The 23,703-nt window shown below is 72.5% G+C and carries 25 protein-coding genes and 2 pseudogenes; 11 read left to right on the top strand and 16 right to left on the bottom strand.

Annotated elements, in window-relative coordinates:
• The first annotated feature begins 56 nt into the window (after positions 1-56).
• Together KF737_RS15240 and KF737_RS15235 are read left to right on the top strand one after the other, a co-directional pair.
• Positions 57-797, top strand: coding sequence for a glutathione S-transferase N-terminal domain-containing protein (locus KF737_RS15240; protein ID WP_296456498.1), 741 nt, complete (start codon positions 57-59; stop codon positions 795-797).
• Between the two features lies 1 nt (position 798).
• The gene (locus tag KF737_RS15235) at positions 799-2,112 is read left to right on the top strand and encodes an MFS transporter (protein ID WP_296456494.1); all 1,314 of its coding nucleotides are present in this window, start codon (positions 799-801) and stop codon (positions 2,110-2,112) included.
• Positions 2,113-2,382: 270 nt separating this feature from the next.
• Here the strand turns inward: KF737_RS15235 and KF737_RS15230 are convergent, their stop codons facing one another.
• From KF737_RS15230 to KF737_RS15220, 3 genes are read right to left on the bottom strand one after another with little or no spacing between them, the layout of a single operon-like run.
• Positions 2,383-2,757: a nuclear transport factor 2 family protein gene (locus tag KF737_RS15230; protein ID WP_296456489.1), complete on the bottom strand. Its 375-nt coding sequence runs from the start codon at positions 2,755-2,757 to the stop codon at positions 2,383-2,385.
• Positions 2,758-2,765: 8 nt separating this feature from the next.
• Positions 2,766-3,527 (bottom strand): SDR family NAD(P)-dependent oxidoreductase, encoded by a 762-nt coding sequence (locus tag KF737_RS15225; protein ID WP_296456486.1) that lies wholly within the window; start codon positions 3,525-3,527, stop codon positions 2,766-2,768.
• A gap of 33 nt (positions 3,528-3,560) precedes the next feature.
• Complete coding sequence (locus KF737_RS15220) at positions 3,561-4,685, bottom strand: nuclear transport factor 2 family protein (protein WP_296456485.1); 1,125 nt, start codon at positions 4,683-4,685, stop codon at positions 3,561-3,563.
• Between the two features lie 183 nt (positions 4,686-4,868).
• On the opposite strand from KF737_RS15220, the gene KF737_RS15215 reads away from it, so the two are divergent.
• Both KF737_RS15215 and KF737_RS15210 read left to right on the top strand, forming a co-directional pair.
• Complete coding sequence (locus KF737_RS15215) at positions 4,869-5,762, top strand: SDR family oxidoreductase (RefSeq protein ID WP_296456482.1); 894 nt, start codon at positions 4,869-4,871, stop codon at positions 5,760-5,762.
• Positions 5,763-5,790: 28 nt separating this feature from the next.
• Positions 5,791-6,180, top strand: a complete 390-nt coding sequence (locus KF737_RS15210) for a nuclear transport factor 2 family protein (RefSeq protein WP_296456479.1) — start codon at positions 5,791-5,793, stop codon at positions 6,178-6,180.
• A gap of 3 nt (positions 6,181-6,183) precedes the next feature.
• Here the strand turns inward: KF737_RS15210 and pcaC are convergent, their stop codons facing one another.
• The 6 genes and pseudogenes from pcaC to pcaH all read right to left on the bottom strand — a co-directional run bounded on the left by pcaC (position 6,184) and on the right by pcaH (position 9,804).
• Positions 6,184-6,564: a 4-carboxymuconolactone decarboxylase gene (gene pcaC / locus KF737_RS15205; protein WP_296456475.1), complete on the bottom strand. Its 381-nt coding sequence runs from the start codon at positions 6,562-6,564 to the stop codon at positions 6,184-6,186.
• On the bottom strand, positions 6,564-7,343 hold the full coding sequence (gene pcaD / locus KF737_RS15200) for a 3-oxoadipate enol-lactonase (protein ID WP_296456609.1): 780 nt from the start codon (positions 7,341-7,343) through the stop codon (positions 6,564-6,566). Before pcaD ends, pcaC begins: the two co-directional genes overlap by 1 nt.
• Entirely contained in the window at positions 7,343-7,876 is a 534-nt protein-coding gene (locus KF737_RS15195) for a lyase family protein (protein WP_296456472.1), read from the bottom strand. Before KF737_RS15195 ends, pcaD begins: the two co-directional genes overlap by 1 nt.
• 187 nt (positions 7,877-8,063) lie before the next feature.
• Positions 8,064-8,456, bottom strand: a pseudogene (locus KF737_RS15190) (lyase family protein); the annotation flags it as partial.
• Positions 8,457-8,497: 41 nt separating this feature from the next.
• The gene (gene pcaG / locus KF737_RS15185) at positions 8,498-9,097 is read right to left on the bottom strand and encodes a protocatechuate 3,4-dioxygenase subunit alpha (protein ID WP_296456469.1); all 600 of its coding nucleotides are present in this window, start codon (positions 9,095-9,097) and stop codon (positions 8,498-8,500) included.
• A gap of 2 nt (positions 9,098-9,099) precedes the next feature.
• Positions 9,100-9,804, bottom strand: a complete 705-nt coding sequence (gene pcaH / locus KF737_RS15180) for a protocatechuate 3,4-dioxygenase subunit beta (RefSeq protein WP_296456466.1) — start codon at positions 9,802-9,804, stop codon at positions 9,100-9,102.
• Between the two features lie 93 nt (positions 9,805-9,897).
• Between pcaH and KF737_RS15175 the strand changes: the two genes are divergently transcribed.
• A complete protein-coding gene (locus tag KF737_RS15175) occupies positions 9,898-10,896 on the top strand; it encodes an NADP-dependent oxidoreductase (protein WP_296456463.1) in 999 nt (332 codons plus the stop codon).
• Between the two features lie 14 nt (positions 10,897-10,910).
• Complete coding sequence (locus KF737_RS15170) at positions 10,911-11,408, top strand: DUF3237 domain-containing protein (RefSeq protein ID WP_296456459.1); 498 nt, start codon at positions 10,911-10,913, stop codon at positions 11,406-11,408.
• Here KF737_RS15170 and KF737_RS15165 read toward each other — a convergent pair.
• Genes KF737_RS15165 through KF737_RS15155 form a run of 3 tightly spaced genes read right to left on the bottom strand, consistent with a single transcriptional unit; the run spans position 11,401 to position 14,041 of the window.
• Positions 11,401-11,886, bottom strand: coding sequence for a MarR family winged helix-turn-helix transcriptional regulator (locus tag KF737_RS15165; protein ID WP_296456457.1), 486 nt, complete (start codon positions 11,884-11,886; stop codon positions 11,401-11,403). The genes KF737_RS15170 and KF737_RS15165 overlap by 8 nt on opposite strands.
• Entirely contained in the window at positions 11,886-12,878 is a 993-nt protein-coding gene (locus tag KF737_RS15160; RefSeq protein WP_296456454.1) for an ABC transporter substrate-binding protein, read from the bottom strand. Before KF737_RS15160 ends, KF737_RS15165 begins: the two co-directional genes overlap by 1 nt.
• Positions 12,875-14,041, bottom strand: a complete 1,167-nt coding sequence (locus KF737_RS15155; RefSeq protein ID WP_296456447.1) for a Gfo/Idh/MocA family oxidoreductase — start codon at positions 14,039-14,041, stop codon at positions 12,875-12,877. Before KF737_RS15155 ends, KF737_RS15160 begins: the two co-directional genes overlap by 4 nt.
• 88 nt (positions 14,042-14,129) lie before the next feature.
• On the opposite strand from KF737_RS15155, the gene KF737_RS15150 reads away from it, so the two are divergent.
• The 3 genes from KF737_RS15150 to KF737_RS15140 all read left to right on the top strand — a co-directional run bounded on the left by KF737_RS15150 (position 14,130) and on the right by KF737_RS15140 (position 16,645).
• A complete protein-coding gene (locus tag KF737_RS15150) occupies positions 14,130-15,410 on the top strand; it encodes a Rieske 2Fe-2S domain-containing protein (RefSeq protein ID WP_296456444.1) in 1,281 nt (426 codons plus the stop codon).
• 78 nt (positions 15,411-15,488) lie between these two features.
• Positions 15,489-15,956, top strand: a complete 468-nt coding sequence (locus tag KF737_RS15145) for a MarR family winged helix-turn-helix transcriptional regulator (protein WP_296456442.1) — start codon at positions 15,489-15,491, stop codon at positions 15,954-15,956.
• A 212-nt stretch (positions 15,957-16,168) separates the two neighbouring features.
• Positions 16,169-16,645 (top strand): hypothetical protein, encoded by a 477-nt coding sequence (locus KF737_RS15140; RefSeq protein ID WP_296456439.1) that lies wholly within the window; start codon positions 16,169-16,171, stop codon positions 16,643-16,645.
• A gap of 84 nt (positions 16,646-16,729) precedes the next feature.
• Here KF737_RS15140 and KF737_RS15135 read toward each other — a convergent pair.
• A pseudogene (locus KF737_RS15135) lies at positions 16,730-17,724 on the bottom strand (IS630 family transposase).
• A gap of 214 nt (positions 17,725-17,938) precedes the next feature.
• Between KF737_RS15135 and KF737_RS15130 the strand changes: the two are divergent.
• The gene (locus KF737_RS15130; RefSeq protein WP_296456436.1) at positions 17,939-18,451 is read left to right on the top strand and encodes a hypothetical protein; all 513 of its coding nucleotides are present in this window, start codon (positions 17,939-17,941) and stop codon (positions 18,449-18,451) included.
• Positions 18,452-18,629: 178 nt separating this feature from the next.
• Here KF737_RS15130 and KF737_RS15125 read toward each other — a convergent pair whose 3' ends face one another.
• The gene (locus KF737_RS15125) at positions 18,630-19,490 is read right to left on the bottom strand and encodes a phytanoyl-CoA dioxygenase family protein (RefSeq protein ID WP_296456434.1); all 861 of its coding nucleotides are present in this window, start codon (positions 19,488-19,490) and stop codon (positions 18,630-18,632) included.
• Positions 19,491-19,579: 89 nt separating this feature from the next.
• Here KF737_RS15125 and KF737_RS15120 point away from each other — a divergent pair, with 89 nt between their 5' ends.
• Positions 19,580-20,365 carry an enoyl-CoA hydratase/isomerase family protein gene (locus tag KF737_RS15120; RefSeq protein WP_296456431.1) on the top strand — a complete coding sequence of 262 codons (786 nt, stop codon included), beginning with the start codon at positions 19,580-19,582 and terminating at the stop codon, positions 20,363-20,365.
• A 170-nt stretch (positions 20,366-20,535) separates the two neighbouring features.
• Here KF737_RS15120 and KF737_RS15115 read toward each other — a convergent pair whose 3' ends face one another.
• Together KF737_RS15115 and KF737_RS15110 are read right to left on the bottom strand one after the other, a co-directional pair.
• Positions 20,536-22,653, bottom strand: a complete 2,118-nt coding sequence (locus KF737_RS15115; protein ID WP_296456428.1) for a CoA transferase — start codon at positions 22,651-22,653, stop codon at positions 20,536-20,538.
• Positions 22,650-23,639, bottom strand: a complete 990-nt coding sequence (locus KF737_RS15110) for a TauD/TfdA family dioxygenase (protein ID WP_296456426.1) — start codon at positions 23,637-23,639, stop codon at positions 22,650-22,652. Before KF737_RS15110 ends, KF737_RS15115 begins: the two co-directional genes overlap by 4 nt.
• Between the last annotated feature and the right edge of the window lie 64 nt (positions 23,640-23,703).

Genomic DNA, 23,703 nt, shown 5'->3' with positions numbered 1-23,703 from the left:
CCCGGGGCGGCCGGCCGTGCGCCGCCTTCCCACCCGATATCCAGAAGGGCCGCCGCATGATCGACGTCCACTTCGTCCCTACGCCCAACGGGAACAAGGTGACGATCATGCTGGAGGAGGTCGGGTTGCCCTACCGGCTCATCCCCTACAACATGCTCGAGGGCGAGCACCTCACGCCCGAGTTCCGCCGCATCAACCCGAACGGCCGCCTGCCGGCGATCGTCGACCATGAGCCGCCGGACGGCGGGGCGCCGTTCGCGGTGTTCGAGTCGGGCGCGATCCTGCTCTACCTCTCCGAGAAGGCCGGCGGCGCGCTGATGCCCGCCGACCCCCGCGGCCGCTCGCTCGCCCAGCAGTGGCTGATGTGGCAGATGGCGGGCCTGGGGCCGATGCACGGCCAGGCGCACCACTTCATCCGCTACGCCCCCGAGGGCCAGGACTACGGCGTCGCCCGCTACGGCGCCGAGGCGCGCCGGCTGCTGGCCGTGCTCGAAACCCGGCTGGCCGACGTCGACTACCTCGCCGGCGAGTACTCGGTGGCGGACATCGCCGCCTGGCCGTGGGTGCGCGCCACCTACGCGATCGGCATGGGCCTGGAGCCCTATCCGGCCATCCGGCGCTGGCTGGACGCCGTCGCCGCGCGGCCAGCCGTGCAACGCGGCACCGAGACCAGGAACGCCGCCAACCTGCAGAGCCGCCGGCCGACGCTGACGCCCGCGCAATGGTCCAACCTGTTCGGCGAGAACATGCTGCGGAGCTTCGGCGCCGGGGCCGGTCCGCTCGCCGCGAGGGAATGAGATGGATTCGGCGGCCGTAGCGCCTGCGGCGACGGCGGCGACGCCCGCACGGCCCGGGCGGATCGTGGCCCTGCTGCTGCTGACGGCGGTCGGCACGATGAACTTCGTGGACCGCCAGATCCTGTCGGTGCTCGCCGAGCCGATCCGCCAGGAGCTCGGGCTCAGCGACACCCAGCTCGGCCTGCTCACGGGCCTCAGCTTCGCGCTCTTCTACGGGGTCATGGGCGTGCCGGCGGCGATGCTCGCCGACCGCTATCACCGCGTGCGCCTGGTCGGCGCGGCCTGCCTGCTGTGGAGCGCCTTCACCGGCGCGTGCGCCTTCGCCGGCTCGTTCGTGCATCTCGCCCTGGCCCGCTTCGGCGTCGGCGTCGGCGAGGCCGGCGGCACCGCGCCGTCGCTGTCGATCATCGCCGACTACTATCCGCCGCGATACCGCCCCGCCGTGATCGGCCTCTTCACCGCCAACGGGCCGCTCGGCGTGTTCGTGGGCGCGAGCTTCGGCGGATGGGTGGCGGGCCAGTACGGCTGGCGCGCCGCCTTCCTGGCGGTGGCGGCGATCGGCGCCCTCGCCGCCCTGCTCCTCATGCTCTTCGTGCGCGAGCCGCCGCGGGGCGGGCTGGATCCCGCGAACGCCGCCGGCCCGTCGAAGCCGATGCCGCTCGGCCCCACGCTGCGCGTGTTCATGTCGCGGCCGGCGCTGCGCTGGCTGCTGTTCGCCAGCGGCGTCGCCGCCTTCGTCAGCACCGGCATGCTGGCCTGGATCCCGGCCTTCCTGATGCGCGTGCAGGCCATGCCGCTGGCCGAGGTCGCGCGCTGGTTCGGGCCGGCGGCCGGCCTCTGCTTCGGGATCGGCATCGCGGGCGGCGGCGCATTGGTGAACTGGGCCTCGCGCCACAGCCTGCAGGCCTACGGATGGGTGCCGGCGCTGGCCATGCTGCTGACCGGCCCGACCCTGGCGCTGGCCCTGCTGGCGCCCGACTGGCGGACGTCGCTGGCGCTGATGACCGTCCCGATGATCTGCTCGACCATCTACGTGGCGCCGGCCCTGGCGCTGGTCCAGAACCTGTCGCCGGTCGCGGCGCGCGCCACCGTCACCGCCCTGGTGCTGCTGGCCTTCAACATCGTGGGCCAGGGCTTCGGCCCGCTCGCCATCGGCGTGCTGAGCGACGGCCTGGCCGCCCGGCAGGCCCCCGACCCGCTGCGCATCGCCATGATCGCGCTGGCGCCCGTGGCAGTGCTGTCGGCCCTGGCCTACCTGGCGCTCTCGCGGGTGGTGCTGAAGGACGCGGAAGCCGTGGCCCGCGACGGAGGCTAGAGGACCACGGTCGCGTCGCTCACAATGCCCTCCTTCTCGTCATCCCGCGGCTTGTCCGCGGGACCTATGAACACGGGAAACGGTGGTGACCCGCAGCGTCGCCGCCTCGCCCTATCCCCGGGCACAGTGTTCATGGGTCCCGCGGACAAGCCGCGGGATGACGATGTTTGGGGGAGTGAGAGGTGCTGTTCCTCAGGGAGAGGAAGGAGGGCCTGTCAGCGACCTCGGCCGCAGGCCCAGGAACCCCAAAGGCTGTCAGGAACTGGCCTCCTACGACCAGAAGTCGTCCCAGTGGGCCTGGTCGCCGACGCTCTCCCAGTGGTCGGTGAGCTTGCCGTCCTCGAAGCGCCAGAGACCGAAGCCCCAGGTGTCGAGCGTCTTGCCGTTCCGCCGGGCGGTCATCCGGTGGACGACGAGGCCCCAGGTGTCGTTGGCGAAGAAGGTGTTCTGCAGCTCTTCGTGGAAGGTGTTGTTCGTCTCGGCGTGGATGCGCGCGATGTGCGCCTTGAAGGCGTCGGGGCCCACATAGGTCCCGGCCAGGATGTTCTGCCCCGGCGAGTGGACGGTGAAGTCCTCGCGCATGGCGCCCCACAGGGCCTCGCGGTCCTTGGCGTAGATGCGCTTCAGCAGGTCCAGGGTGTCCATCGCTCGCCTCAGTTGGCCATGGTCCCGCCGTCGACGGCGATGTCGGTTCCGGTGATGAAGCTGCTCTCGTCCGAGGCCAGGAACAGGGCCGTGGCGGCCACCTCCTCCGGCTCGCCGATGCGCTGCAGCAACTGGCGCGACACCGCCCGCTCGGTCCAGCCCTGCTGCTTCATCAGGGGCTCGGTCTGCGCCGAGCGGATCATGCCCGGCGAGATGGTGTTGGCGCGGATGCCGTACTGGCCGCCTTCGCAGGCGTACTGCCGCGTCATGGCGGTGACGGCGCCCTTGGCGGCCGAGTGGGCCAGCATCCCCTGCCCGCGCGAGCCCTTCTTGGCGGCCGTCGAGGCGGTGTTGATGATCGAGCCGCCGCCCGCCGCGACGAGGTGCGGCCAGGCCGCCCGGCAGAGGTGGAAGATGATGTCCACCTCCTCGATCTGGGTCCTGTTGAAGGTCGCGTAGTCCATCTCGGCGACGAACGCGAAATAGGCCATGGCGGCGTTGTTGTAGACCACGTCGATGCGGCCGTAGTGCTCCAGCGCGAAGGCCACCAGCCGCTCGGCGCCCTCGGCGCCCGAGAGGTCCACCGGCTGCAGCGAGACCATCTCGCCGCCCGTCGCGCGGACGTCGTCGGCCGTCCCGCCCGCAGCCGGGTTGATGTCGCAGCCGACCACCTTCGCGCCCTCGCGCGCGAACATCAGCGCGGCCGAGCGGCCCATGCCGCTGCCCGTGCCGGTGATGATCGCCACCTTGCCTGCCAGACGCCCTGCCACTGTGCTCTCCTGTCGATGGGTGCGGCGCGCCGCCTAGCTGCGATCGAGAAGCGCGGCGACCACGGGGCGCGAGACGTCGGCGTCGCCGCGCTGGCCGCGGAACTGCGGCGGCGTCTGGCCGAGCGTCCCGTCGCGCACCGGCCGGTCGTGGCGCCACTCCACCAGCGTCTGCCGTTCGGCGATCTTCCAGCGGCCGTCGCGCCGCTCGAGCCGGTCGATGTAGCGGCCGCCCGCCACCCCCTCGTAGGGCTCGTCGCGGCCGCCCCAGAACGTGCCGGGCGGCGCGGTGGTCGGCACGGCGTGGAAGGCGATCACATAGGTCTCGGCCCAGGCCTGGTCGCCGTCGAGCGCGATCAGCATGTTGCCGGTCTGGTGGTGCGTGCCGGTGAGCGGCCCCAGCATGTTGTGGGCGCTCTCCAGCACCTGCGGGATCGTCCGCACGGCGTCGAGGAACCGGCTGGTCCCGTCGCGATGGAAGACGTCGTCGACCAGCTCCCAGCGGTGGCGGTCGACCATGTGGCAGAAGCGGTTCACGACGTCGGCGATCTCGGCGCGGGCGGCGAGTTCCTCAAGCGCGCCCGGGCGGGGCGGCGGCGCGGCGCCGCGCCAGGCCGCGACGACGGGCGCAGAGACGTCGGCGTCGCCCCACTGCCCGCGATGCCGCATCGGCACGTCGGCCAGCCCGCCCTCGTTCACCGGTTGGTAGTGGCGGTATTCGGCGGCCGAGCGCCGCTCGGCGATCCGCCAGACGCCGCCCCGGCGCTCGAAGCGGTCGATGTAGCGCGCGCCGAAGATGGCGTCGTAGGCCTCGCCCGTCCCGCCGAAGGGGCCGCCGGGCGGCGCGTCGGCCGGCACGCGGTGAAAGGCGGTGACGTAGGTCTCGGCGTGGGCGACGTCGCCCTCCAGCGCGATCTGGATGTTGCCCACCTGGTGGTGGGTGACGCCCACGGGCTCCAGCAGCGCCGCGCCCAGCTTCACGAACTCGCGCCACGAGCCGCCGACCACCGACAGGTGGCAGGTGGCGTCCTCGTGGAAGACGCTGTCCATCAGCCACCACCGCCGCCGGTCGGTGGCGTGGCAATAGCGGTGGATCACGTCGGCGATCTCGGCGCGCGCGGCCAGCGCCGCAAGGCCGTAGTCGGCGGAATGGGTCGCCATGAGTCCTCCCGGAACCGGATCGTCCGCGCGGGCCGCGGATCATCACTTAGTCATCTAACTAAAGGTCAGGTCCGGCGCGATTGCAACCTCGCGCGACGCGCGGAACCGTAAACTTTGTTGACATAGACCGACCCCGTCCTAGGCTCCCGGCAAGGCGTGGAACAGCGCCGCAGGGAGGCGTCGGTGCAGGATTTCAAGGACAAGGCGGCCTTCGTCACCGGCGGCGCATCGGGCATCGGCCTGGCCACCGCCCGGGCGCTGGCGCGCCGCGGCGCGCGCCTGATCCTGGCCGACATCGACGCGACGGCCGCCGCCGAGGCGGCCGCGGGGCTGCGCGGCGAGGGCGCCGACGCGATGGGCCTGCCGCTCAACGTCGCCGACGAGGCCGACTGGGCGCGCGCGGGCGAGGCGGCGGCGGCCTTCGGCGAGGTGCGCCTGGTGTTCTCCAACGCCGGGGTCGGCGGCGGCTCGGGCGCCTTCGAGACCTACGACCCCGAGGTCTGGCGCTGGACCTACGCCGTCAACGCGCATGCCCACCTCTACGCCTGCCGCACCTTCCTGGGCGCGATGAAGGCCAGCGGCGAGCCGTGCCACCTGGCCCTCACCTCGTCGCTGGTGGCCATCGTGCCGCCGCCGATCTCGGTGGCCTACATCTCCTCGAAGTTCGCCACCCTGGGCATCGCCATGGCGCTGCGCAACGAGCTGGCCGACACCAACGTCGGGATCTCGGTGCTCTGCCCGGGCATGTCGGCCACCAACATCGTGGCCACCACCGCACGCCTGCGGCCGGTGGACGCCGAACAGGGCCAGGCCGCGCAGACGGCGCGCAACATGACCGGCGTGCTGGCCGCAGGCATGTCGCCGGACAAGATCGGCGAGTTCGTGGCGCGGGCCATCCAGGCCGGCGACTTCTTCATCTTCACCCACCCCGAGTGGAAGGAGATGGCGCAGGCGCAGTTCGCCGAGATCGTGGGCGCGTTCGGCGCCTCGGCCGATCCCGACTACGCCGGCGACGACATCGCGGGCCTGGTCGCCGCCAACGGCGCGCGGCGCATGAACGTGGCCGTGGGCCGCTAGCTAGAGCGAAGCAGAGGGAGAGAGACCGATGTCCGACGACGCCGCCATGCGGGCGCTGGCCAAGCACTTCTTCGACTGCGTGGAGAAGGGCGACGTGGACGGGCTGGTCGCCTGCTACGCGCCGGACGCCAGGATCTGGCACAACACCGACGGGCTGGAGCAGTCGCCCGAGGACAACCGCAAGACCCTGAAGGGCATGACCCAGCGCCTCGTCGACCGCGTCTACGACGAGCGCCGGCTGTACGTCTACGCCGAGGGCTTCACGCACCAGCACGTGCTGCGCGGCACCCGCGTACACGACGGCGTGCGGCTGGCGCTGCCGGCCTGCATCGTCTGCCAGGTGAAGGACGGCAAGATCACCCGCCTGGACGAGTACTTCGACTCCGCCGCGGTGGCCGAGTTCCGCAAGTTCGCCTGACGCTCAGGCCTCGCGATCGGCGAGGAGGGCCGAGGCCAGATGGAAGGCGGCGTTGGCCGCCGGCACGCCGCAGTAGATGGCGCTCTGGAGGATCACCTCCTTCAGCGCCTCCGCCGGGACCCCGTGTTCCAGCGCCGCCTTCAGGTGCAGCCGCAGTTCGCCCTCGCGGTTCAGCGCGATCAGCATGGCGACGGTCAGCAGCCGCCGCGTGTCGTGCGGCAGGCCCGGCCGGCTCCAGACCTCGCCCCAGGCGTAGCGGGTGATCAGGTCCTGGAACTCGGCCGTCAGCGGCGTGGCGGCGGCGGCCGCGGCGTCGACATAGGCCTCGCCCAGCACGGCCCGGCGGTTGGCCATGCCCAGCGCGTGGCGTTCGCGCTCGTCCATCAGCAGGACTCCAGATGCTGCACGAGCGCCGCGGCGAAGGCCTGCGGCTGCTCGATGTTGGAGAGGTGGGCCGCGTCCAGCTCGAGGTGGACGGCGCCGGGGATCGCGCCGGCCAGGGCGCGGGTCTGCGCGGGCGGGGTGGAGACGTCGAGCGCCCCGCCGATCACCAGGGTCGGGGCGGCGATCCGGCCGACGTCGCCGGTGAGGTCGGCGTCGCGCAGGGCGGCGCAGCAGCCGGCGTATCCCACCGCCGACGTGGCCAGGAGCGCATCGCGGAAGCCGTCGACCACGTCGGGGCGCGCTGCGCGGAACGCGTCGGAGAAGAACCGCCCCATGGCCATGCCGGCGATGGCCGCCAGGCCTTCGGCGCGCACGGCGGCGGCCCGCTGTTCCCAGGCCTCGGCCGAGCCGATCCGCGCGGCGGTGTTGGCCAGCACCAGCCCCGCCACCCGCGCCGGCGCCCGCAGCGCCAGCGCCTGGGCCACGGCCCCGCCCAGCGAGAGGCCGCAGACCACGGCCCGCTCGACGCCCAGCGCCGCCAGGACGTCCTCCACGTCGGCGGCCAGGCGGTCCAGGGGATAGTCGCTGTCGGGCGCGTCCGAGTGGCCATGCCCCCGGATGTCCGGCCGGATCACCCGCCACGAGGCGAGGGACGGAAGCTGCGGCGCCCACATGCCGTGGCCACAGCCGATCGAATGCAGCAGGACGACCGCGGGCGCGTCCCGGGGCCCTTCGTCGGCCACGAAAAGCTGGGCGCCGTCGCCGGCCGCGATCCGCATCAGTCCTCCCCGTCCGCCAGCAGCCGCCGCGCCAGGGCCTCGGCCTCGCCCGTGTCCGCCCCGACGCCGGCGGCGGCCAGGTTGCGGGCCATGGCCGCGGCGTCGATCTCCAGCCCCTCGGCGACGTCGGCCATCGCCGCCGCCGCGCCGCCGGCCAGGGCGAAGAGGTCGGCCAGGACCGCCGCCTCGGCCTGCCAGCCGCCCAGCCCCCGCTCGTGCTCGCCGGGCAGGGCCGAGATCAGCGTGGCCGCCAGGTGCGGCGCGCGCACGGCGGCCGAGAGCGCCACCTGGCAGCCGGTGGGATTGCGCTTGTGCGCCATGGCCGACGAGCCGCCGCGGCCCTCCGCGCGCGGCTCGAACGCCTCGGCGACCTCGCCCTGGGCCAGCAGCGCCACGTCGCGCGCCATCTTGGCCACCGTCCCGGTCAGCACCGCCAGCGCGGCGCCCAGGCCGGCCACCGCATCGCGGCGCGCGTGCCAGGGCGCGTCGGCGACCGCCAGCCCCGAGCTCATCCCGGCGACCCGCCGCGCCACCACCGCCGCGCCCCAGCGCTTCGAGGCCCGCCATCGTGCCGGCGAGGCGCCCGCCGAGCTGCAGCCGCAGCGCCTCCTCGCCCGCTCCAGCCGCGCCGCCGCGTCGCGGACGCGCGCGCCGCTGCGCGGCCTTCAGGCCGAAGGTGGTCGGCGCGGCGGGCTGCAGCAGGGTGCGGGCCAACATCGGCGTCGCCGCGTGCGCCGCCGCCAGGCCCGCCAGGGCCGCGTCCAGGCGATCGACGTCCGCCCGCAGCAGGCCCAGGCCGGCCCTGGCCTGGAGCATCATGGCCGTGTCGGCCACGTCCTGGCTCGTGGCGCCCAGATGCACGCTCGCGGCGGCCGGGGCGTCGTGCGCGGATACGCGGGCGCGGAGGGCCGCGACCAGCGGGATGGCCAGCGTGCCGGCGTGGGCCGCCTGCCCGGCCAGTTCGCGCACGTCGAAGGCGCCGGCGCAGGCCTCGGCGATCCGCGTCGCGTGCGCCGGCGCGATCAGCCCCTCCGCCGCCTCGGCGCGGGCCAGCGCGGCCTCGAACGCCAGGGCCGCAGCCACCAGCGCCTCGTCGCCGAACGCCGCCAGCATCCCGGCGGTCGAGGCCGCCCGATCGCGGATCGCCGAGCCCATCAGCAGTCGAAGAACACCGTCTCGCCCGCCCCCTGCAGGACGATGTCGAAACGGTAGCGGCCGGGCGCCGTGCGCCGCGCCACGAGCGTGTCGCGCCGCTCATCGGGCACGAGCGCCAGCACCGGGTCCTCGTCGAGGCCGGGCTCGCCCTCGAAGTAGATGCGCGTCACCAGCCGGCGCAGCAGGCCGCGGCCCAGCACGCCGACGTCGATGTGGGCGGCCTGGAGCGCATTGCCGGGCCCGGCGACGCGGCCGGGCAGCACGGTGCGGAACGCGTAGCCGCCGTCGTCCGCCGTCGCGCAGCGGCCGAACAGGTCGCCGAACGCACCCTCCCCGTCCGCCTGCCAGATCTCGACCAGGGCGTCGGGCAGCGGCGCGCCGGCCCCGTCGACGATGCGGCCCTCGACCTCGATCACGTCGCCCACGGGCGTCTCGCGGGACAGGGGCGTCAGCAGGAAGTGCCCGGCGGGGGTCAGGTCGGCCCGCGCGCCGATGTCGGCCTGGCCCACCAGGTCGGCGCCGCCCGGGGCCGGCAGGGCGTAGTGGAAGAACGGCCCTACCGTCTGCCACGGGGTCTGCCCCAGGCGCCCGCCGGCCATGCTCACGGCTCCATCGGCGTGGCGGCGCGGCCGCGCAGCACGATGTCGAACGCATAGCCGAGCGCATGGCTGGGCTCGGTCAGCGACAGGTCAAAGCGGGCGACGAGCCGGTCGCGCGCACCCGCCGGCACGGCCTGGGCGATCGGGTCCAGCGCGATCAGCGGATCGCCGTCGAAGTACATCTGCGTCACCAGCCGCGTCGCGAACGCCGGGCCCAGCAGCGACAGGTGGATGTGCGCGGGCCGCCAGGCGTTGTGATGGTTGCCCCAGGGATAGGCCCCGGGGCGCACCGAGGTGAAGCCGTAGCGGCCGGCCTCGTCGGTGACCACGCGCCCCATGCCGGTGAAGTTCGGGTCGATCGGCGCGTTCCACTGGTCGCGGGCGTGGATGTAGCGGCCGGCGGCGTTGGCCTGCCAGATTTCGATCAGGGTGTCGGGGACCGGGCGGCCGTCTTCGTCCAGAACGCGGCCGGCCACCACGATCCGCTGGCCCACCGGCTCGCCGCGGTGCTGGCGCGTCAGGTCCGCCATCGCCGGCCCCAGCAGCCGGCCGCCGCCCTGCGCGGGGCCGCTCGCCTCGGTCAGGGTGTGGGGCAGGCGCACCAGCGGCTGCCTCGGCGACCGGAGCGCGGTCGACGCATAGGCCTCGGAGAAGTGCGGCGGGTGGGCCGCCTCGTCCTCCCGGCGATATTCCTCGGTGAAAGTCATTCGATATCTAAGTATCTTGTCGCCCAGGACGACTCAAGCGCCGAGGACCCGAGCGAGACGCATGACCGAACCCGCGCCCAGGCCCACGGCGGCATGACCTTCGTCAGGACCACCGTCCGCCTCAAGGCGCGCCCGTCGGGCCTCCCGGGACCGGAGCACTGGGACATCCGCCAGGAGCCGGTCGCCCCGCTGGCCTCCGGCGAGGCGCTGGTGGCCGTGCGCTACATCTCGGTCTCGCCGTCCCTGCGCGCGCAGATGGACGCCGGCGGAGCCTATCTGCCGCCGGTGGCGATCGGCGACGTCGTGCGCGCCCGGGGCGTGGGCGTGGTCGTCGAAAGCCGCGCGCCGGGGTTCGCGCCGGGCGACACGGTCGAAGGGCCCCTGGGCTCCCAGAGCCACTACGCGGGGCCGACCGAGGGCCTGACCCGGGTGGACCCGGCGGTCCCGCTGACCCGCTATCTCGGCGTGCTCGGCATGACCGGCTTCACGGCCTACTTCGGCATGCTGGACGTGGCGCGGCCGAAGCCGGGCGAGACGGTGCTGGTGTCGGCCGCGGCGGGCGCGGTGGGCGGCGTCGCCGGCCAGATCGCCAGGCTGCAGGGATGCCGCGTCATCGGCGTGGCCGGCGGACCGGACAAGTGCGCCCATGCGGTGCGCGACCTCGGTTTCGACGCCTGCATCGACCACCGGCGCGACGACATCGCGGGCCGCCTCGCCGAACTGGCGCCGGACGGGATCGACGTCTACTTCGACAACGTGGGCGGCCCGACCCTGGAGGCGGCGCTGCTCGGCCTGCGCCACCGCGGCCGCATCGCCATCTGCGGCTTCGTCGCCGACTACAACGACATCCAGGGCCTGAGCGGCGCCCGCAACTACCTGAAGCTGCTGGAGACGCGGTCGCGGATGGAGGGGTTCTCCGTCTACGACTTCGCCGCCCGGTTTCCGGAGGCGCGGACCGCGCTCGCGGCCTGGCTGGCGAGCGGCGCGATCACGGCGAGCGAGCACGTGGAGGAGGGCCTGGAGCGCTTTCCCGAGGTGCTGCGCCTGCTGTTCGGCGGCGCCCAGGTCGGCAAGCTGGTGCTCAAGGTCTAACGAGGGAAGAACGGATGTCGGATTTCGATTTCGGCGATCGCCGGCTGAAGAGCGAGCCGCTGTGCTGCGCGGCGTTCGAGGTGGGCGAGATCGTCTCGCTGGGCGCCTCGCCGTGGAGCAACCGCCGTGTCGGCTACATCACCGGCGGCCGGTTCGAGGGCCCGCGGCTGAAGGGCGACATCCTGCCGGGCGGCGGCAACTGGCCCGAGGCCGGCGTCGGCCCCGGCGGCGAGGCGGTCGGCACGTTCGACGCCCGCAGCGTCTGGCGCACCGACGACGGGGCGCTGATCTACCTCACCTACACCGGGCGCAGCCTGGTCCCCGCCGACGTGGGCGCCGCGTTCCGCGACCCGGCCCAGCCGCACGTCGACCCCTCGCGCTACAAGCTGCACATCGCGCCCGTCTTCGAGACCGCCGACCCCCGCTACGCGTGGCTGAACGCCGTACTGGCCGTGGGCTGCGGCGAGCGGGTCGCCGGCGGCGTGCGCCACTACATCTACGCGATCACCTGAGCGGCGCGTCCGCCAGGCGGGCGGCCTCGGCGGCCAGGTTGTCGGACATCTTCTTCAGCACGCGCAGGCACGTCTCGAGGTCGCGGGCCGAGACGCCTTCGCCGGCGACCGCGTTGATGCGGCGCGCATGCGGCGTCAGCGCGCCGCGCAGGGCCTCGCCGCGCGGCGTGAGGAAGACGTTGACCTTGCGCCGGTCCTCGGCGTTGCGGACGCGCTCGATCAGGCCCAGGCCGTCCATCGCCCGCAGCATCGCCACGGCGGTGGGCTCTGTGACGTTGTTGAGCTGGGCCAGGCGCTTCTGCGTGGCCCCGTTCTCCTGCCAGAGCGCGCGCAGGAAGTACCAGAACCCGCTGGCCAGGCCCTCGCGCGCCAGTTGCGCGTTGAGCACGCGGTCGAAGGCGCGGTGGCAGCGGCGGACCTGGAAGCCCAGGCTGCGGTCGGGCGGCAGTTCGTCGGCGATGTCCGGAAGGTCCGTCATCAGATCTTGAACGCTTCGAAGGTCTCGGGCGCGAACAGGGCCTCCGGCTCCAGGCGGCGCGGCGACAGGCCCTGCTCGTGGTGGTAGCGCAGGAAGGTGTCGAGCACCTTGCGGTTCCGGGCGAAGCCGTAGGGCCACCAGTCGTCGCCGAGTTCCGCGCGGGCCTCTTCGACGGCCGCCACCTGCCAGGGCAGCATCGACGTCATGGCCGAGGTGACCGCCAGGTTGTCGTAGGTGACCGCCTGCGCCTCGCAGAACGCCTTGAACAGCGACTGGGCGATCCATCGGTTGGCCTCGTAGACGCTCCGGCGGATGGCCACGACGTGCATGATCGGGAAGATGCCGGTGCGCCGGAAGTAGTCCTTCTCCACCGGCACGAAGTCGGGGAACAGCCGCTTCACGTCGTCGGGGCGGGAGTAGAACGTCGAGGGCGTGCGGGCGGTGTGCAGGGCGTCGATCTCGCCGTCCGCCAGCATCTGCGCCAGCGTCTGGGTCGGCCCGATCGGCGTGACGCTGAACTGCGGCGGCAGGTTGAGCTTCAGCTTCTCGTCGCGCCCGGGCTCCTCCTCGCCGCCCGTGAAATACTTCACCGAGGTCGGCGCGACGCCGTACTCGTCGGAGAGGATGCCGCGGATCCAGACCGGCGCGGTCATCTGGTATTCCGGCACGCCGAAGCGCTTGCCGACCAGGTCCTTCGGCTCGCGGATGCCGCTCCGGGCCGACACGAAGATGCACGAGTGGCGGAAGAACCGGGACGGGAAGACCGGGATAGCGATGAACGCCGGGTCGTCCCGGGTCAGCGACACGCAGTACGACGAGAGCGACATCTCGGCGACGTCGAACTCGCGGTTGCGCAGCATGCGGAAGAAGGTCTCCTCGACGTGCAGCGGCAGGAAGTTGAGGTCGATCCCCTCAGGCTGCACGCGGCCGTCGGCCAGGGCGCGGGTGCGGTCGTAGTCCCAGCATGCCAGCGTCAGGCGCAGCTTGCTCATGGGCGAATCTCCAGGTCAGCGATGGCGATTTCACGGCCCTCGGCGGCCGAGCGCAGGATGGCGAGGCAGACGGCCAGGTTCTCCGCGCCCCAGGCCCCATCGTGCAGGGGAGCCTTGCCGTCGACGACCGCGTCCCACACCTCGTCGACGACGGCGTGGCGGGTGGCGTCCGGGGCCGGCAGGTCGACGGTCCAGCGCGCCGCCGGCCCGAAAGCCTCGACGGCGGTGGGGGTGAGGCGCAGGTCGCCACGCTCGCAAGCCACCAGGACGAAGCCGAAGTGTTCGTGGCCGACCGGCGCCGGAGTCGCGGCGCCCGCGACGCCGTAGGCGCGCGCGGCCTTCAGCGCCGGCTCGTCGGCGCCGTCCAGACGGCGGCGCGCCGTGGCGTAGGCGGCGGGATCGCGCGCGCCGCCCGTCTCGCCCACCCAGCCCATCAGCGCGTCGGTGTCGTAGCGGCCGTATCCCGAATAGGTCAGCGCCGCCGAGGCGCCGCCCTCGAAGGTCAGGAAGGCCTGGTAGGCGCCCTCGGTCGGCCGGCCCGCGTCCCAGGCGCCGGTCGCCGCGCGGACACTGCGCACCGGGCGGCCGACGAGGCGGCGGACCACGTCGATCTGGTGGACGGCCTGGCTGAACACCACGCCGCCGCCCCGCGCGCTGTCCAGCTCCTCGGGACGCCGCGGGCGGTACAGGAAATCGGTGAAGGTGACCGCGGTCACCATCCGCGCCGGGCCGAACGCCTCGCTTCCCACGAGGGCCGCGGCCGCCGCGACGGGCGGATCGAAGCCGTGGCTGGGGCCCACCACCAGCCGGACGCCGGCCGCCTCGGTCGCCGCGATCATCGCGCGGCAGGCGGCGAGGTCCAGCGCCATCGGCTTCTCCACCAGCACGTGCTTGCCGTGGCGGGCGGCGAGCGCCGTGAGGTCGGCGTGGGTCTGGTGGGGCGTGGCGATGTAGACCACCTCGACCTGCGGATCGGCGCACAGCGCCGCGGCGTCGTCGTACGCGGGCGCAGCGAACTCGGCGGCGAAGGCGGCGCGCGCTTCGGGCCGCAGGTCGGCGGCGGCCACGAGCGAAACGCGCGGGTCGGCGACCAGCGTCGGCCGCGTCAGGTCGAACCCGCGGCTGAGCCCGACGACGCCGAAGCGGAGCACCCGGTCGGCCATGTCGCGCGCCTCCCTGCGCCACTTCTGGACAGCCGCCGTGCTGGCCCATAAAATACTTAGCTATCTAAGTCTGATCGGACAACCGCCCATGAGACCTGCCGACAATGAACTGCTCTGCCGCGTGGAAGGCGACGCCGCGATGGGGCAGATCATGCGCCAGCACTGGCTGCCGGTGTGCATGAGCGAGGAGGTTTCCGACCCCGACGGCGCGCCGCAGCGCGCGCGCCTGCTGGGCGTGGACCTGGTCGTGTTCCGCGACTCGAAGGGCCGCGTGGGCGTGATGGACGAGCATTGTCCGCACCGCGGCGCCTCGCTGGCGTTCGGCCGCAACGAGGACTGCGGCCTGCGCTGCCTGTACCACGGCTGGAAGTTCGGGGTGGACGGCGAGATTCTCGACATGGCGTCCGAGCCGCCGGACAGCCGCATGAAGAACCTGCGCCACAAGGCCTACCCGACGCACGAGGCGGGCGGCTTCGTCTGGGCCTGGCTGGGCGAGCCCGACGCGATGCGGCCGTTCGAGCCGCCGGCCTGGGCGCCGCTGCCCACCACCCGGGTGTCGATCGTGAAGATGCACGCCGCGTGCAACTGGGCGCAGGTGCTGGAGGGCGCGATCGACAGCGCCCACTCGTCCAGCCTGCATTCGACCAACATGCCGACCGCCGAGGTCGAGGGCTCGACCGCCACCGACACGGCCTGGCTGCGGCCCTCCAACGACAAGGCCCCGCGCCTGGAGGTCCAGGCCACCGACTACGGCTTCCACTACGCCGCCATCCGCCGGCCGATCCGCGATCCCGAGACCCACGCCTACATCCGCACGACGGTGTTCGTGGCGCCCTTCACGGTGCTCATCCCGCCGAACGACCAGTACAACCTGGCCCAGATGCTGGTGCCGATCGACGACGTGAACTGCATGTTCTACTGGATGGCCTGGCACCCGACGAAGGGCATCTCGCAGGACGCCTGGCGCCGCTTCTGCGCCGCCGAGCCGGGCGTGGACCTCGACGCCGACTGGCGCAAGGCGCGCAACCTCTCGAACAACTTTCTGCAGGACCGCGAGGCGATGAAGGCCGGCGACTTCACCGGCATCGTCGGCATCCCCGCGCAGGACATGGCCATGTGGGAGAGCATGGGCCCCATTGCCGACCGCAGCGCCGACCACCTGGGATCGAGCGACGGGGCGATCATCCAGTTCCGCCGCCAGATGGTGGCCGCCGCCAAGGCGGTGCTGGCGGGCGAGCCGGCGATCGGCGCCGCCGCGGGCGGGACGCCGCACGCCCACCTGGCCTCGTTCGAGGGCCTGGTTCCCAGGGACGCCGACTGGCGCGCCTTCACGACCCGCAACGCGCCGCCCGCCGCCGCTGCGGAGTAGCCCGCGAACCGTCAAACGCTTTGACATCGCCCGGCGCGCGCCCCACTCAGGCCCCAGGCCAGGGAGGCGACGGACCCGGTGACGGCGGAGGCGGATATCAGGCACCTGCTGCTCTCGCTGCTGCAGGGCTTCTACTGGTTCGACGAAGGCCTCCAGAACTTCTTCCAGGCGCGCGGCTGGCCGGCGATCACGCGGCCGCAGTCGATGGTCATGGCCAACATCGCGCTCGGCGTGCGCCGCCCGTCCGACATCGCACGGCGCCTCGGCGTCAGCCGCCAGGCCATCCACGCCACGCTGAACCAGATGGTCGAGCTGGGCATCGTCGCGCTGGCCGACGACCCCTCCAACGGCCGGGTCAAGGAGGTGGTCGTGACGCCCCTGGGCGAACGGATGCGGCGGGACGCCCAGGAGGCGATGCTGCTCATGGGCGAGGAACTCGCGCGGCGCCTCGGCAAGGCGCCGCTGCTCCGGACGGCCCACCTCCTCCACGAGGACTGGGGCGAGGCCATGACCTTCACCGCCGCAGAGGTCGGCCGCCACGACTAGGATGATGACGGCGAGAGCGCCGATGACGGGGCGCTTGGGCTGGCGGGCCTTCCGATGAATCTCAGCGGGCTCGCCTCGGGTCGCATACGGATCGATACGCCGGAACACTTCTGGTACGACATGGGGGGCTTTCCAGCCCCGGATGACCCGACGCCCGATCTATATCTGTAAGCAGCAAAGACACGTCGGCTTGGCCCCGATACGGTAGCGAGATGCCGTTACAAGCAGCTCCTGATGTATCGGGGTTCCAACTCGCACCCGACCTGACCGGCGACGATGCGGAAGACAGCGCGCTTCTCGCAGAGATGGCCCGGGATGCAGAAGCGTACATCGCGTCTCATCACTGGGCTCCGCCAATCGCCCAGCTTTTTCTGGGCTATGGCCTCGGTGGAGTGCTGGCGCTCTTCCTCGCCCACTTTTCCCGCCCGCTACCTGGCGGCCGAGACGAGTGGCTTTGGGTAGCCGTAGGTGATCTTCCGCCCGCCTACTTCGTGACAGACGCGGCTCCGACTCCTGGCGAGGCGCTGGGCGTCTACTGCGAACTTATGGAGGATTGGGCCGATCGCGTGATGGCCGAGGAAGATCTCAGCGAGGCATTTCCGGTCGAGGTAGCGCCAACGCGGGAACACGCCGAGCTTCTGCTGGGTCGCGTCGATTTCATCCGGAAGAAGTTGATTCCGCTGGCCTGAATCCAACGGCGCCCCGGGAGCAGCGTAGGCTCCTGACTGCCCCCACCGCCATTCAGTCTCGGCTACCTCTGGAGCGGGACTCGATCACACGGAAGCGTATCCGGCGTTGAGGAGATAGTTGGCGCATTGGCTGGGGCTAAAGCGGTCGAGGAGTTGTCCGGCCTTTCGCCAGGTGGCCTCGACGTCGCGCGGTTGGGCCTGTCGCATGAAGGGCTTCAGCTTGGCGAAGACCTGTTCGATGGGTTCAGGTCGGGTGAGTAGGGCGGCAGGAAGATGAGGTGCGCGCCCTGGGCGCGGATGGCGGCGCGGGCAGCCTTTCCCTTGTGGCTGCCCATGTTGTCCATGATCACCACGTCGCCGGGCTTCAGCGTGGGGGCGAGCATCCTCTCGACGTAGAGCAGGAAGGCCTCGCCGTTGATGGGTCCGTCGAAGACGAAGGGCGCGTCGATCCGGTCGCACCGGAGGGCGGCGATGAAGGTCAGCGTCTTCCAGTGGCCGTGGGGCGCATAGGCCCGAAGGCGCCGGCCGCGCGGTCCCCAGCCGCGCGGTCCCCAGCCGCGCGGTCCCCAGCCGCGCAGGGGCGCCATGTTGGTCTTGATCCAGAGCCTGCCCCCGCGAAGGCGGGGGTCTCGTCGATGAAGACCAGCCGCTGGGCGGCGACCTTCATCTGGTGGGCCTTCCAGCGCACCCTGCGGCGAGCCACGTCAGGCCGCGTCTGCTCCTCGGCCAGCAGGGCCTTTTTTGAAGCTCAGCCCCTCGTCGTGGACGAAGACCCAGACCGCCCGCGGCTGCGTCTTGACCCCCTGCTCAGCCAACTCCGCTGTCAGCCCCCGCAGCGTGAACGGGCCGGCCTTGATCCGCTGACGTAGCCACTCGGCGATCTCGCCCGACAGCGTCCGGGGCTTGTAGCCGCCGACCTGCGCCGGCCCTGCCGACCCGGTCTCACGCGCCCGCCGGCTCCACTTCGACAGGCACGACGGCGCGATCCGCAGCGCCTCGGCGATCTGCCGGTGCGTCTCGCCCGCCGCCTTCCGCGCCAACGCGCGCTCGCGAAGATCCATCGAATAGGGAGCCGTCATCCGGGCTGGCCTCCTTCCAGTCCCAACGGTGAATCAGATCATCGCTGATTTGAGAATCTCGATTCCGCCAAATCGCGTCACGCTCTAGACCCAGCTTGCGGCACGTTGGGTCCCGGTCTTTGGCTTCGCCAAAACCGGGATGACAGCCGTGGGATGAGCGGCCCCGGCGCACGGAAGCTTGACGCGCACCAATTTCCATGTTCTCCCTTTGTTCATGTCCACGCGCGACGCCGCATCGACCCAATTGCACGAGCTCGCCGAGCTCGGCATGGACCTCGTGCGCCGGATCGCCGCCGCCGTCGAAGCCGACCCGGACACCGCGACCCTGATCGCCCTCGCCGACGCCCACTGCGACGTGGCGCGCAGCGTGCGCCAGTCGATCGCGCTGCGCCTGCGCATCGCCAGCGGCAGCTTCGAGGTTCAACGCCCGCCCAAGGCCGAAGCCGACCCGGACGCCGAGCCCGAAGAATGCGAAGAGCGCGGCGACCCCGTCGAACGCTGCGACTGGAACGAATACGAGCGCCCCGACTGGGAAACCCCGCTCCGCCTCACCGGCGACCCGGCCCACGACGACGCCATCATCCAGACCGCGGTCGAAACCGCCGTCCGCAAGATCCGCAAGAGCTACGCCAAGGGCCTCGCGGTCCTCGACCCCGAGCGCAAGCCCACCGCCCGCGCCGCCCTCCTCGCCGGCTCAGCGCCCCTGCGTATCGCCGACACCTCCTGACGGCCGGCCTCTCACGCGCACCTCCCTCCAAAGAACGTCATGGCCGGCCTTGTGCCGGCCACCCATGAACACCGATCCGACCAAGCTCGCAGCGGCGCCCGCCGCGGGCCGCTTCCGCACGTCTGCGTGTCTGGATGGCCGGGACAGGCCCGGCCATGACGTCCTTCGGAGCAGCGCGTTATCCCAACTTCTCCTGCTGCACCGAGAAGATGGAGCTGTACTCGCCCGCGCCCCAGTCGGGCGGCATCGGGCACGGTTCGGCATCGAACCGCGCGCAGGCCGGCGGCCCGCCGCGGACGATCACGTTGGCCAGCTTCACCGGGTCCATGATCCGCGTCAGCGGCAGCGCGTCGCACGGCGCGTAGGTGTGCAGCAGCAGCGGCCGCATGCGTGGCGAGGTGTTCGCCCGCGAGCCATGCACGATCCGGCAGTTGTGGATCGTCACCGTGCCCCGAGGGCCGGACAGCCAGCGCAGGTCGGCGGGGTCGAGCCGCTCGGCCTCGATGTCGCTGAGCGCCCCCGTCCACGCGCCGGCCTCGTCGCGCAGGGTGTGGATCGGGCCGCGATGGCTGCCCGCGTAGACGCCCATCGGCGCCATCGCCTCGTCCACGTCGCAGAGGTAGACGCCGATCGTCAGCGGCCCGTAGTTCGAGTGCGGCCAGAACGGGATGTCCTGGTGCCAGCGGATCTCCTCGCCGCCGCCGCCCGACTTGAAGTTCAGCTTCGAGTGATGGAAGCGGACGTCGGCGCCCAGCAGGTCCTCGGCCAGGTCGACGACCGGGCCACGCAGGCCGAAGTCCTCGAACACCGGATCGAACGCGACCGTCTGCGGGATGCGCCGCAGCATCGGCTGCTGGGCGCTGTGGCCGGGCCCCAGCAAGATGTCCAGCGTGTTCGCGGCGAGGCCGCGGCTGCGCTCGACGAAGCGGTCCATGACCGCGGTCAGACGGTCGAGCCACCCATCGTCCAGCCAGGCCGGAAGACAGAGGTAGCCTTCACGTTCGTACCGCGCCCGATCGTCCGCCGTGAGCCTTCGCATCGCCGAAATACCTCCGCAAGGTCGACTAAACAATTGCTCAGTCCGCGCCCGGCGTCTACTCTTCGCAGACAACGAGACGGAGGGGACGAGTGTCTTTCATCGAGCTGACGCGCGACGGCCACGTGGCCACCGTGACCATCAGGCGGGCCGAGCGCCGCAACGCCGTGACCCTGGAGATGATGCAGGACCTGGAGCGGATCAGCCGCGAGTTCCTGCACGACGAACAGACGCGCGTCGTGATCTTCCGCGCCGAGGGCAAGGACTTCTCGGTCGGGGCCGATCTCCAGGCCTCACCGTCGCAACGCGCCGGCGCGTCGATGATCATGCGCCGCCGCGGCGCCGAGTTCGGCGCCCAGCTCATGCGCTCGATGCAGGAGATCCCGCAGCCCACGATCTGCGCCGTCCAGGGCATCGCCACGGGCGCCGGCGGCTGCATCACCTCGGCCTGCGACTTCCGCGTCGGCGCCGACAACGCCCGTGTCGGCTACGGCGAGGTGAAGCTGGGCATCAACCTCATGTGGCACGCCGTGCCGATCTGCGTGCATCTCGTGGGCCCGGCCCGCGCCAAGCAGATGATCATGACCGGCAGGCTGTTCGATGCGGCCACGCTGGAGCGCTGGGGCTTCCTCGACCAGGTCGTGCCGCTGGCCGACCTCGACGCGGCCGCGCGCGAGATGGCGGAGGTCTACGCCGCCCTGCCCCCGAACTCGGTGCAGATGATCAAGAAGAGCATCAACCACGTGGCCGGCGCGCTGGACCGCGCGGTGATGCACATGGACGCCGACCAGTGGCTGCTCTCCAGCCTGACCGACGACTACAAGGAAGCCGTCTCGGCCTTCTTCGAGAAGCGCCCGCCCAGCTTCACCGGCAACTGACGCCCGGAGAGCCCCCTCCCCTTAAATCGTCATCCCGCGACTTGTTCGCGGGACCCATGAACTCCGCGGTCCGTAGAGGATCACGGGCGTCGCCGCCGCAGATCGTCACCCTCTCCCGTGTCCATGGGTCCCGCGAACAAGTCGCGGGATGACGTTCAGGGGAGAGCCCGTCAGTCCAGCGACCCGGCCACGCCGTCGGCGATCAGCCGCTCGATCTCGTCCGGCGTGAGCCATTGGGCCAGCACGGCGCGCGTGTGCTCGCCCAGGCGCGGCGGCGGCGTGGCGGTCGGCGCGGCGGCGTCGGCGAAGCGCCACAGGCGGCCGGCATGGCGTCCCGGTCCAAGGCCGGCCGACGTCAGCGGAACGAACCAGCTCGCGAGGCGCGGATCGGACAGCGCCTCCCAGGTGCTGGCGACGGGCTCGCCGCCGACCGCCCACGTCCCGGCGCCCGTCGACCGGACGGTGGGCGGCGGATCGTTCTCGATCGTGGCGCCGGCCTGCGCGAGGGCCTCGGCCAGCAGGGCGTCGCCGATGTAGCCGCCGGCGGCCTCCAGCATCGAGCCCTCGACGTGCGCGCCCCTGCCCGTGCGGAGGCGGCGGTAGAGCGCGACCAGGGTGCAGGCGATCATCTGCAGGCCGCAGATCGGGTCGGCCGGATAGCCGCCCATCAGCACCGGCCGCCCCGCCTCGTCGCGGTGCAGCGCGTCCCATCCGGCCAGCGCCTCGATCGACGCGCCGTTCGCCTTGAAGCCGGCGTGCGGCCCGAAGGCGCCGAAGCCGCTGAACGACGTCATGATCAGGCCGGGCCGCACCGCGCCGAGCTGGGCGTAGTCGAGCCCGAACCGCGCCATCACCTTGGGCGTGAAGTTCTCCAGCACGATGTCGGCGTCAGCCACCATGCGCCGGAACACGTCCGCCCCGGCCGGCTGGCTGAGGTCGAGCCCCAGCCCCAGCTTGCTCCGGTTCGCGCCGTTGAAATACCAGCTCCGGTTCTCAGCCGCCGTGGACTCGCCGGGCGCCTGGCCCAGGAAGCGCCAGATGTCCGGGCGCGTCACGCCCTCCACCTTGATCACCTCCGCGCCCAGATCGGCCAGCGCGACCGCCGCCATCGGGCCGATCCACGCCTGCGTCAGGTCCAGGACCCGCATCCCGGCCAACGGCGGCCGCCCGTCCGGCGCGCTGGCCCTCGCGACGGGGGTCCAGCCGAGGCTCGCGGCGTCTGTCGAGGCCGGCGCCGGCGTCGGTGGGATCGGCGCGGAGTCGGTCATCAGCGAGGGCCGGCCGGCGAGCGGCAGCGGCCCGGCCGCGGGATGCGCCAACGGCCGGAAGAAGGCGCGGTCTTCGAGCTGGCGGTCGTCCAGCACCTCGGCCAGCGACTGCACCTTGCCGCAGGCGACGCCGCGCACCTGCAGGCTCAGGAACACCTCCTCGACGCCGAGCCGCGCGGCGTACGGCGCGAGCGCCGCGGCGACGCGGTCGGCCGCCTCGAGCCGGCCGCCCTCGGCCAGGCGCTCGAGGTCGACGGAGTCCGGGACCTCCAGCACCTCGCGGTAGACCGGCAGGTGCGGCGCCACGGCCGGCGCGACCGAGACGTGGCCGTCGGCGCAGCGGATCAGCCGCGCGCCTTCCGGCGTGCCGCCGTCGCGCGCGGTCGGCGCATCCTGGTGCTGCTCACGCAACCACATGACGAAGCTCGCGATCGTCTCCAGGCCGGAGACGGCGACGTGGTCTCCGGCGCCCGTCCGCTCCCGCCCGATCAGCGCCGCCACGGCGCCGGCGAAGGCGCTGGCCCCGATGGCGTGGGCCATGATGTTCGCGGGCGAGGCGAGGGGGACGCCCGCCGCAGGTCCGTTCAGGCTGAGGTAGCCGCTGATGGCCTCGAGTTCGGCGATGCCGGCCGTCGGGCCGTCGGGATCGCCGAACGCGCTGAGCGTCACGACGACGAGGCTGGGATTGGCGCGGCGCAGGTCCGCCGCGTCGCGGCCCAGGCGGCCCGCGAGCGCCCCGGCCGGCGCGTCGCACACCAGGACGTCGGCCGCCGCCAGAAGGGCCGCGGCATCGGACAGCGGGACGCTGCGCTTGCCGCAGGCCAGCATGTCGAACGCCGCCGATCCGCGAGCGCCGCCCTTCGTCCAACGCGGCGCGGCCTGGCGCAGCGGACCGCCGCCGGGCGGCTCCAGCATCACGACGTCGGCGCCCCACGCGGCGAACTGGCGGCCGCAGAAGCCGCCCGATGGACCGTCGGCGAGTTCCAGCACCCGCAGTCCGTCGAGGGGCTGGGCGGTCACGTCGCGGTACGGTCCATCGAGACGAGGAACCGGAGCAGCAGGCGCTCGCGGCCGGGCGCGTCGCGGAAGGCGCTGCGGGCGTGCAGAGTGGTGTGGTTGTTGAGGACCTGCAGGTCGCCGGGCTGGAGGTAGAACGACAGCCCGACCTCCGGCGCCGCGGCGATGGCGTCGTAGGCGTCGAGCAGGTCGAGGTCGGGCTCGACGCCGTGGCGGGCCACGGTGCGGAAGTAGTCGGAGATGTAGAACGTCCGCAGCACGCCGCCGCCGAAGGCGCACGGGGCGAAGGCGCCGTAGGGCGCGCCGCCCGCGGCCTGCTCGTTGCGCAGGTCGTAGGGCTGCGGCTCGAACAGGCGCGTGGCCAGGTCGGGGCGGGTGGCGAGGAGCGTGTTGTAGACGCTGACCGAACTGGCCAGCCGGCTCTCGCCGCCCTCGGCCGCCGGGCGGATGCAGAGCAGGCCCACGAGATCCGACGCGTCGCAGTGGAAGCGGAACTCGCCGGCGGTGGCGTAGAGGCGGGCGAAGGGGTCGACCTTCTCCACGCCGGTCGCGCGCACCTCGCCGATGACGTCGCCCCTGGGGTTCTGCAGGCCCAGCCGCCCGAACTGGCGGCCCAGGACCCCCGTGACCGCGTGCTGCGTGGCCAGGTCCCAGCGCTCCACCGGGAGGCCGCGCAGGACCAGGAAGCCGCGGCCATGGGTCAGGGCGCGGCGCCAGCGCTGAAGGGTCTCGCCCTGCCCCGGCAGCTCGACGTCGGTTTCGGAGACGGCGGACCAGGGTCTTCCAGACGCCAGCAGGCGGGCGACCGCGCCCTCCAGCGCCTCGACGAAGTCCGGCGACACGCGTTCGATCCAGTCGTCACGGCGGCGCAGGTCGGCGCCCAGCCAGGCGGCCTCGCCGTCCACCGCCCTCCCGGGCGCGCGCTCGTGCGGGCGGTCCAGGAAGTGCGCCGACTGCTCGGCGATGCTCATCAGGGCCGAGGCGGCCATGTCGTCACTCCGACGCGCGGGAAGACGACGGCCGCGACGACGGGGGTCGCCGCGACCGCCAGGA

Source organism: Phenylobacterium sp. (genome assembly GCF_019636135.1).
In the GTDB taxonomy this organism is placed as follows: domain Bacteria; phylum Pseudomonadota; class Alphaproteobacteria; order Caulobacterales; family Caulobacteraceae; genus Phenylobacterium.
The sequence above is the reverse complement of the archived record's forward strand: the minus strand, read 5'-3'. Positions and strand labels throughout refer to the sequence as shown.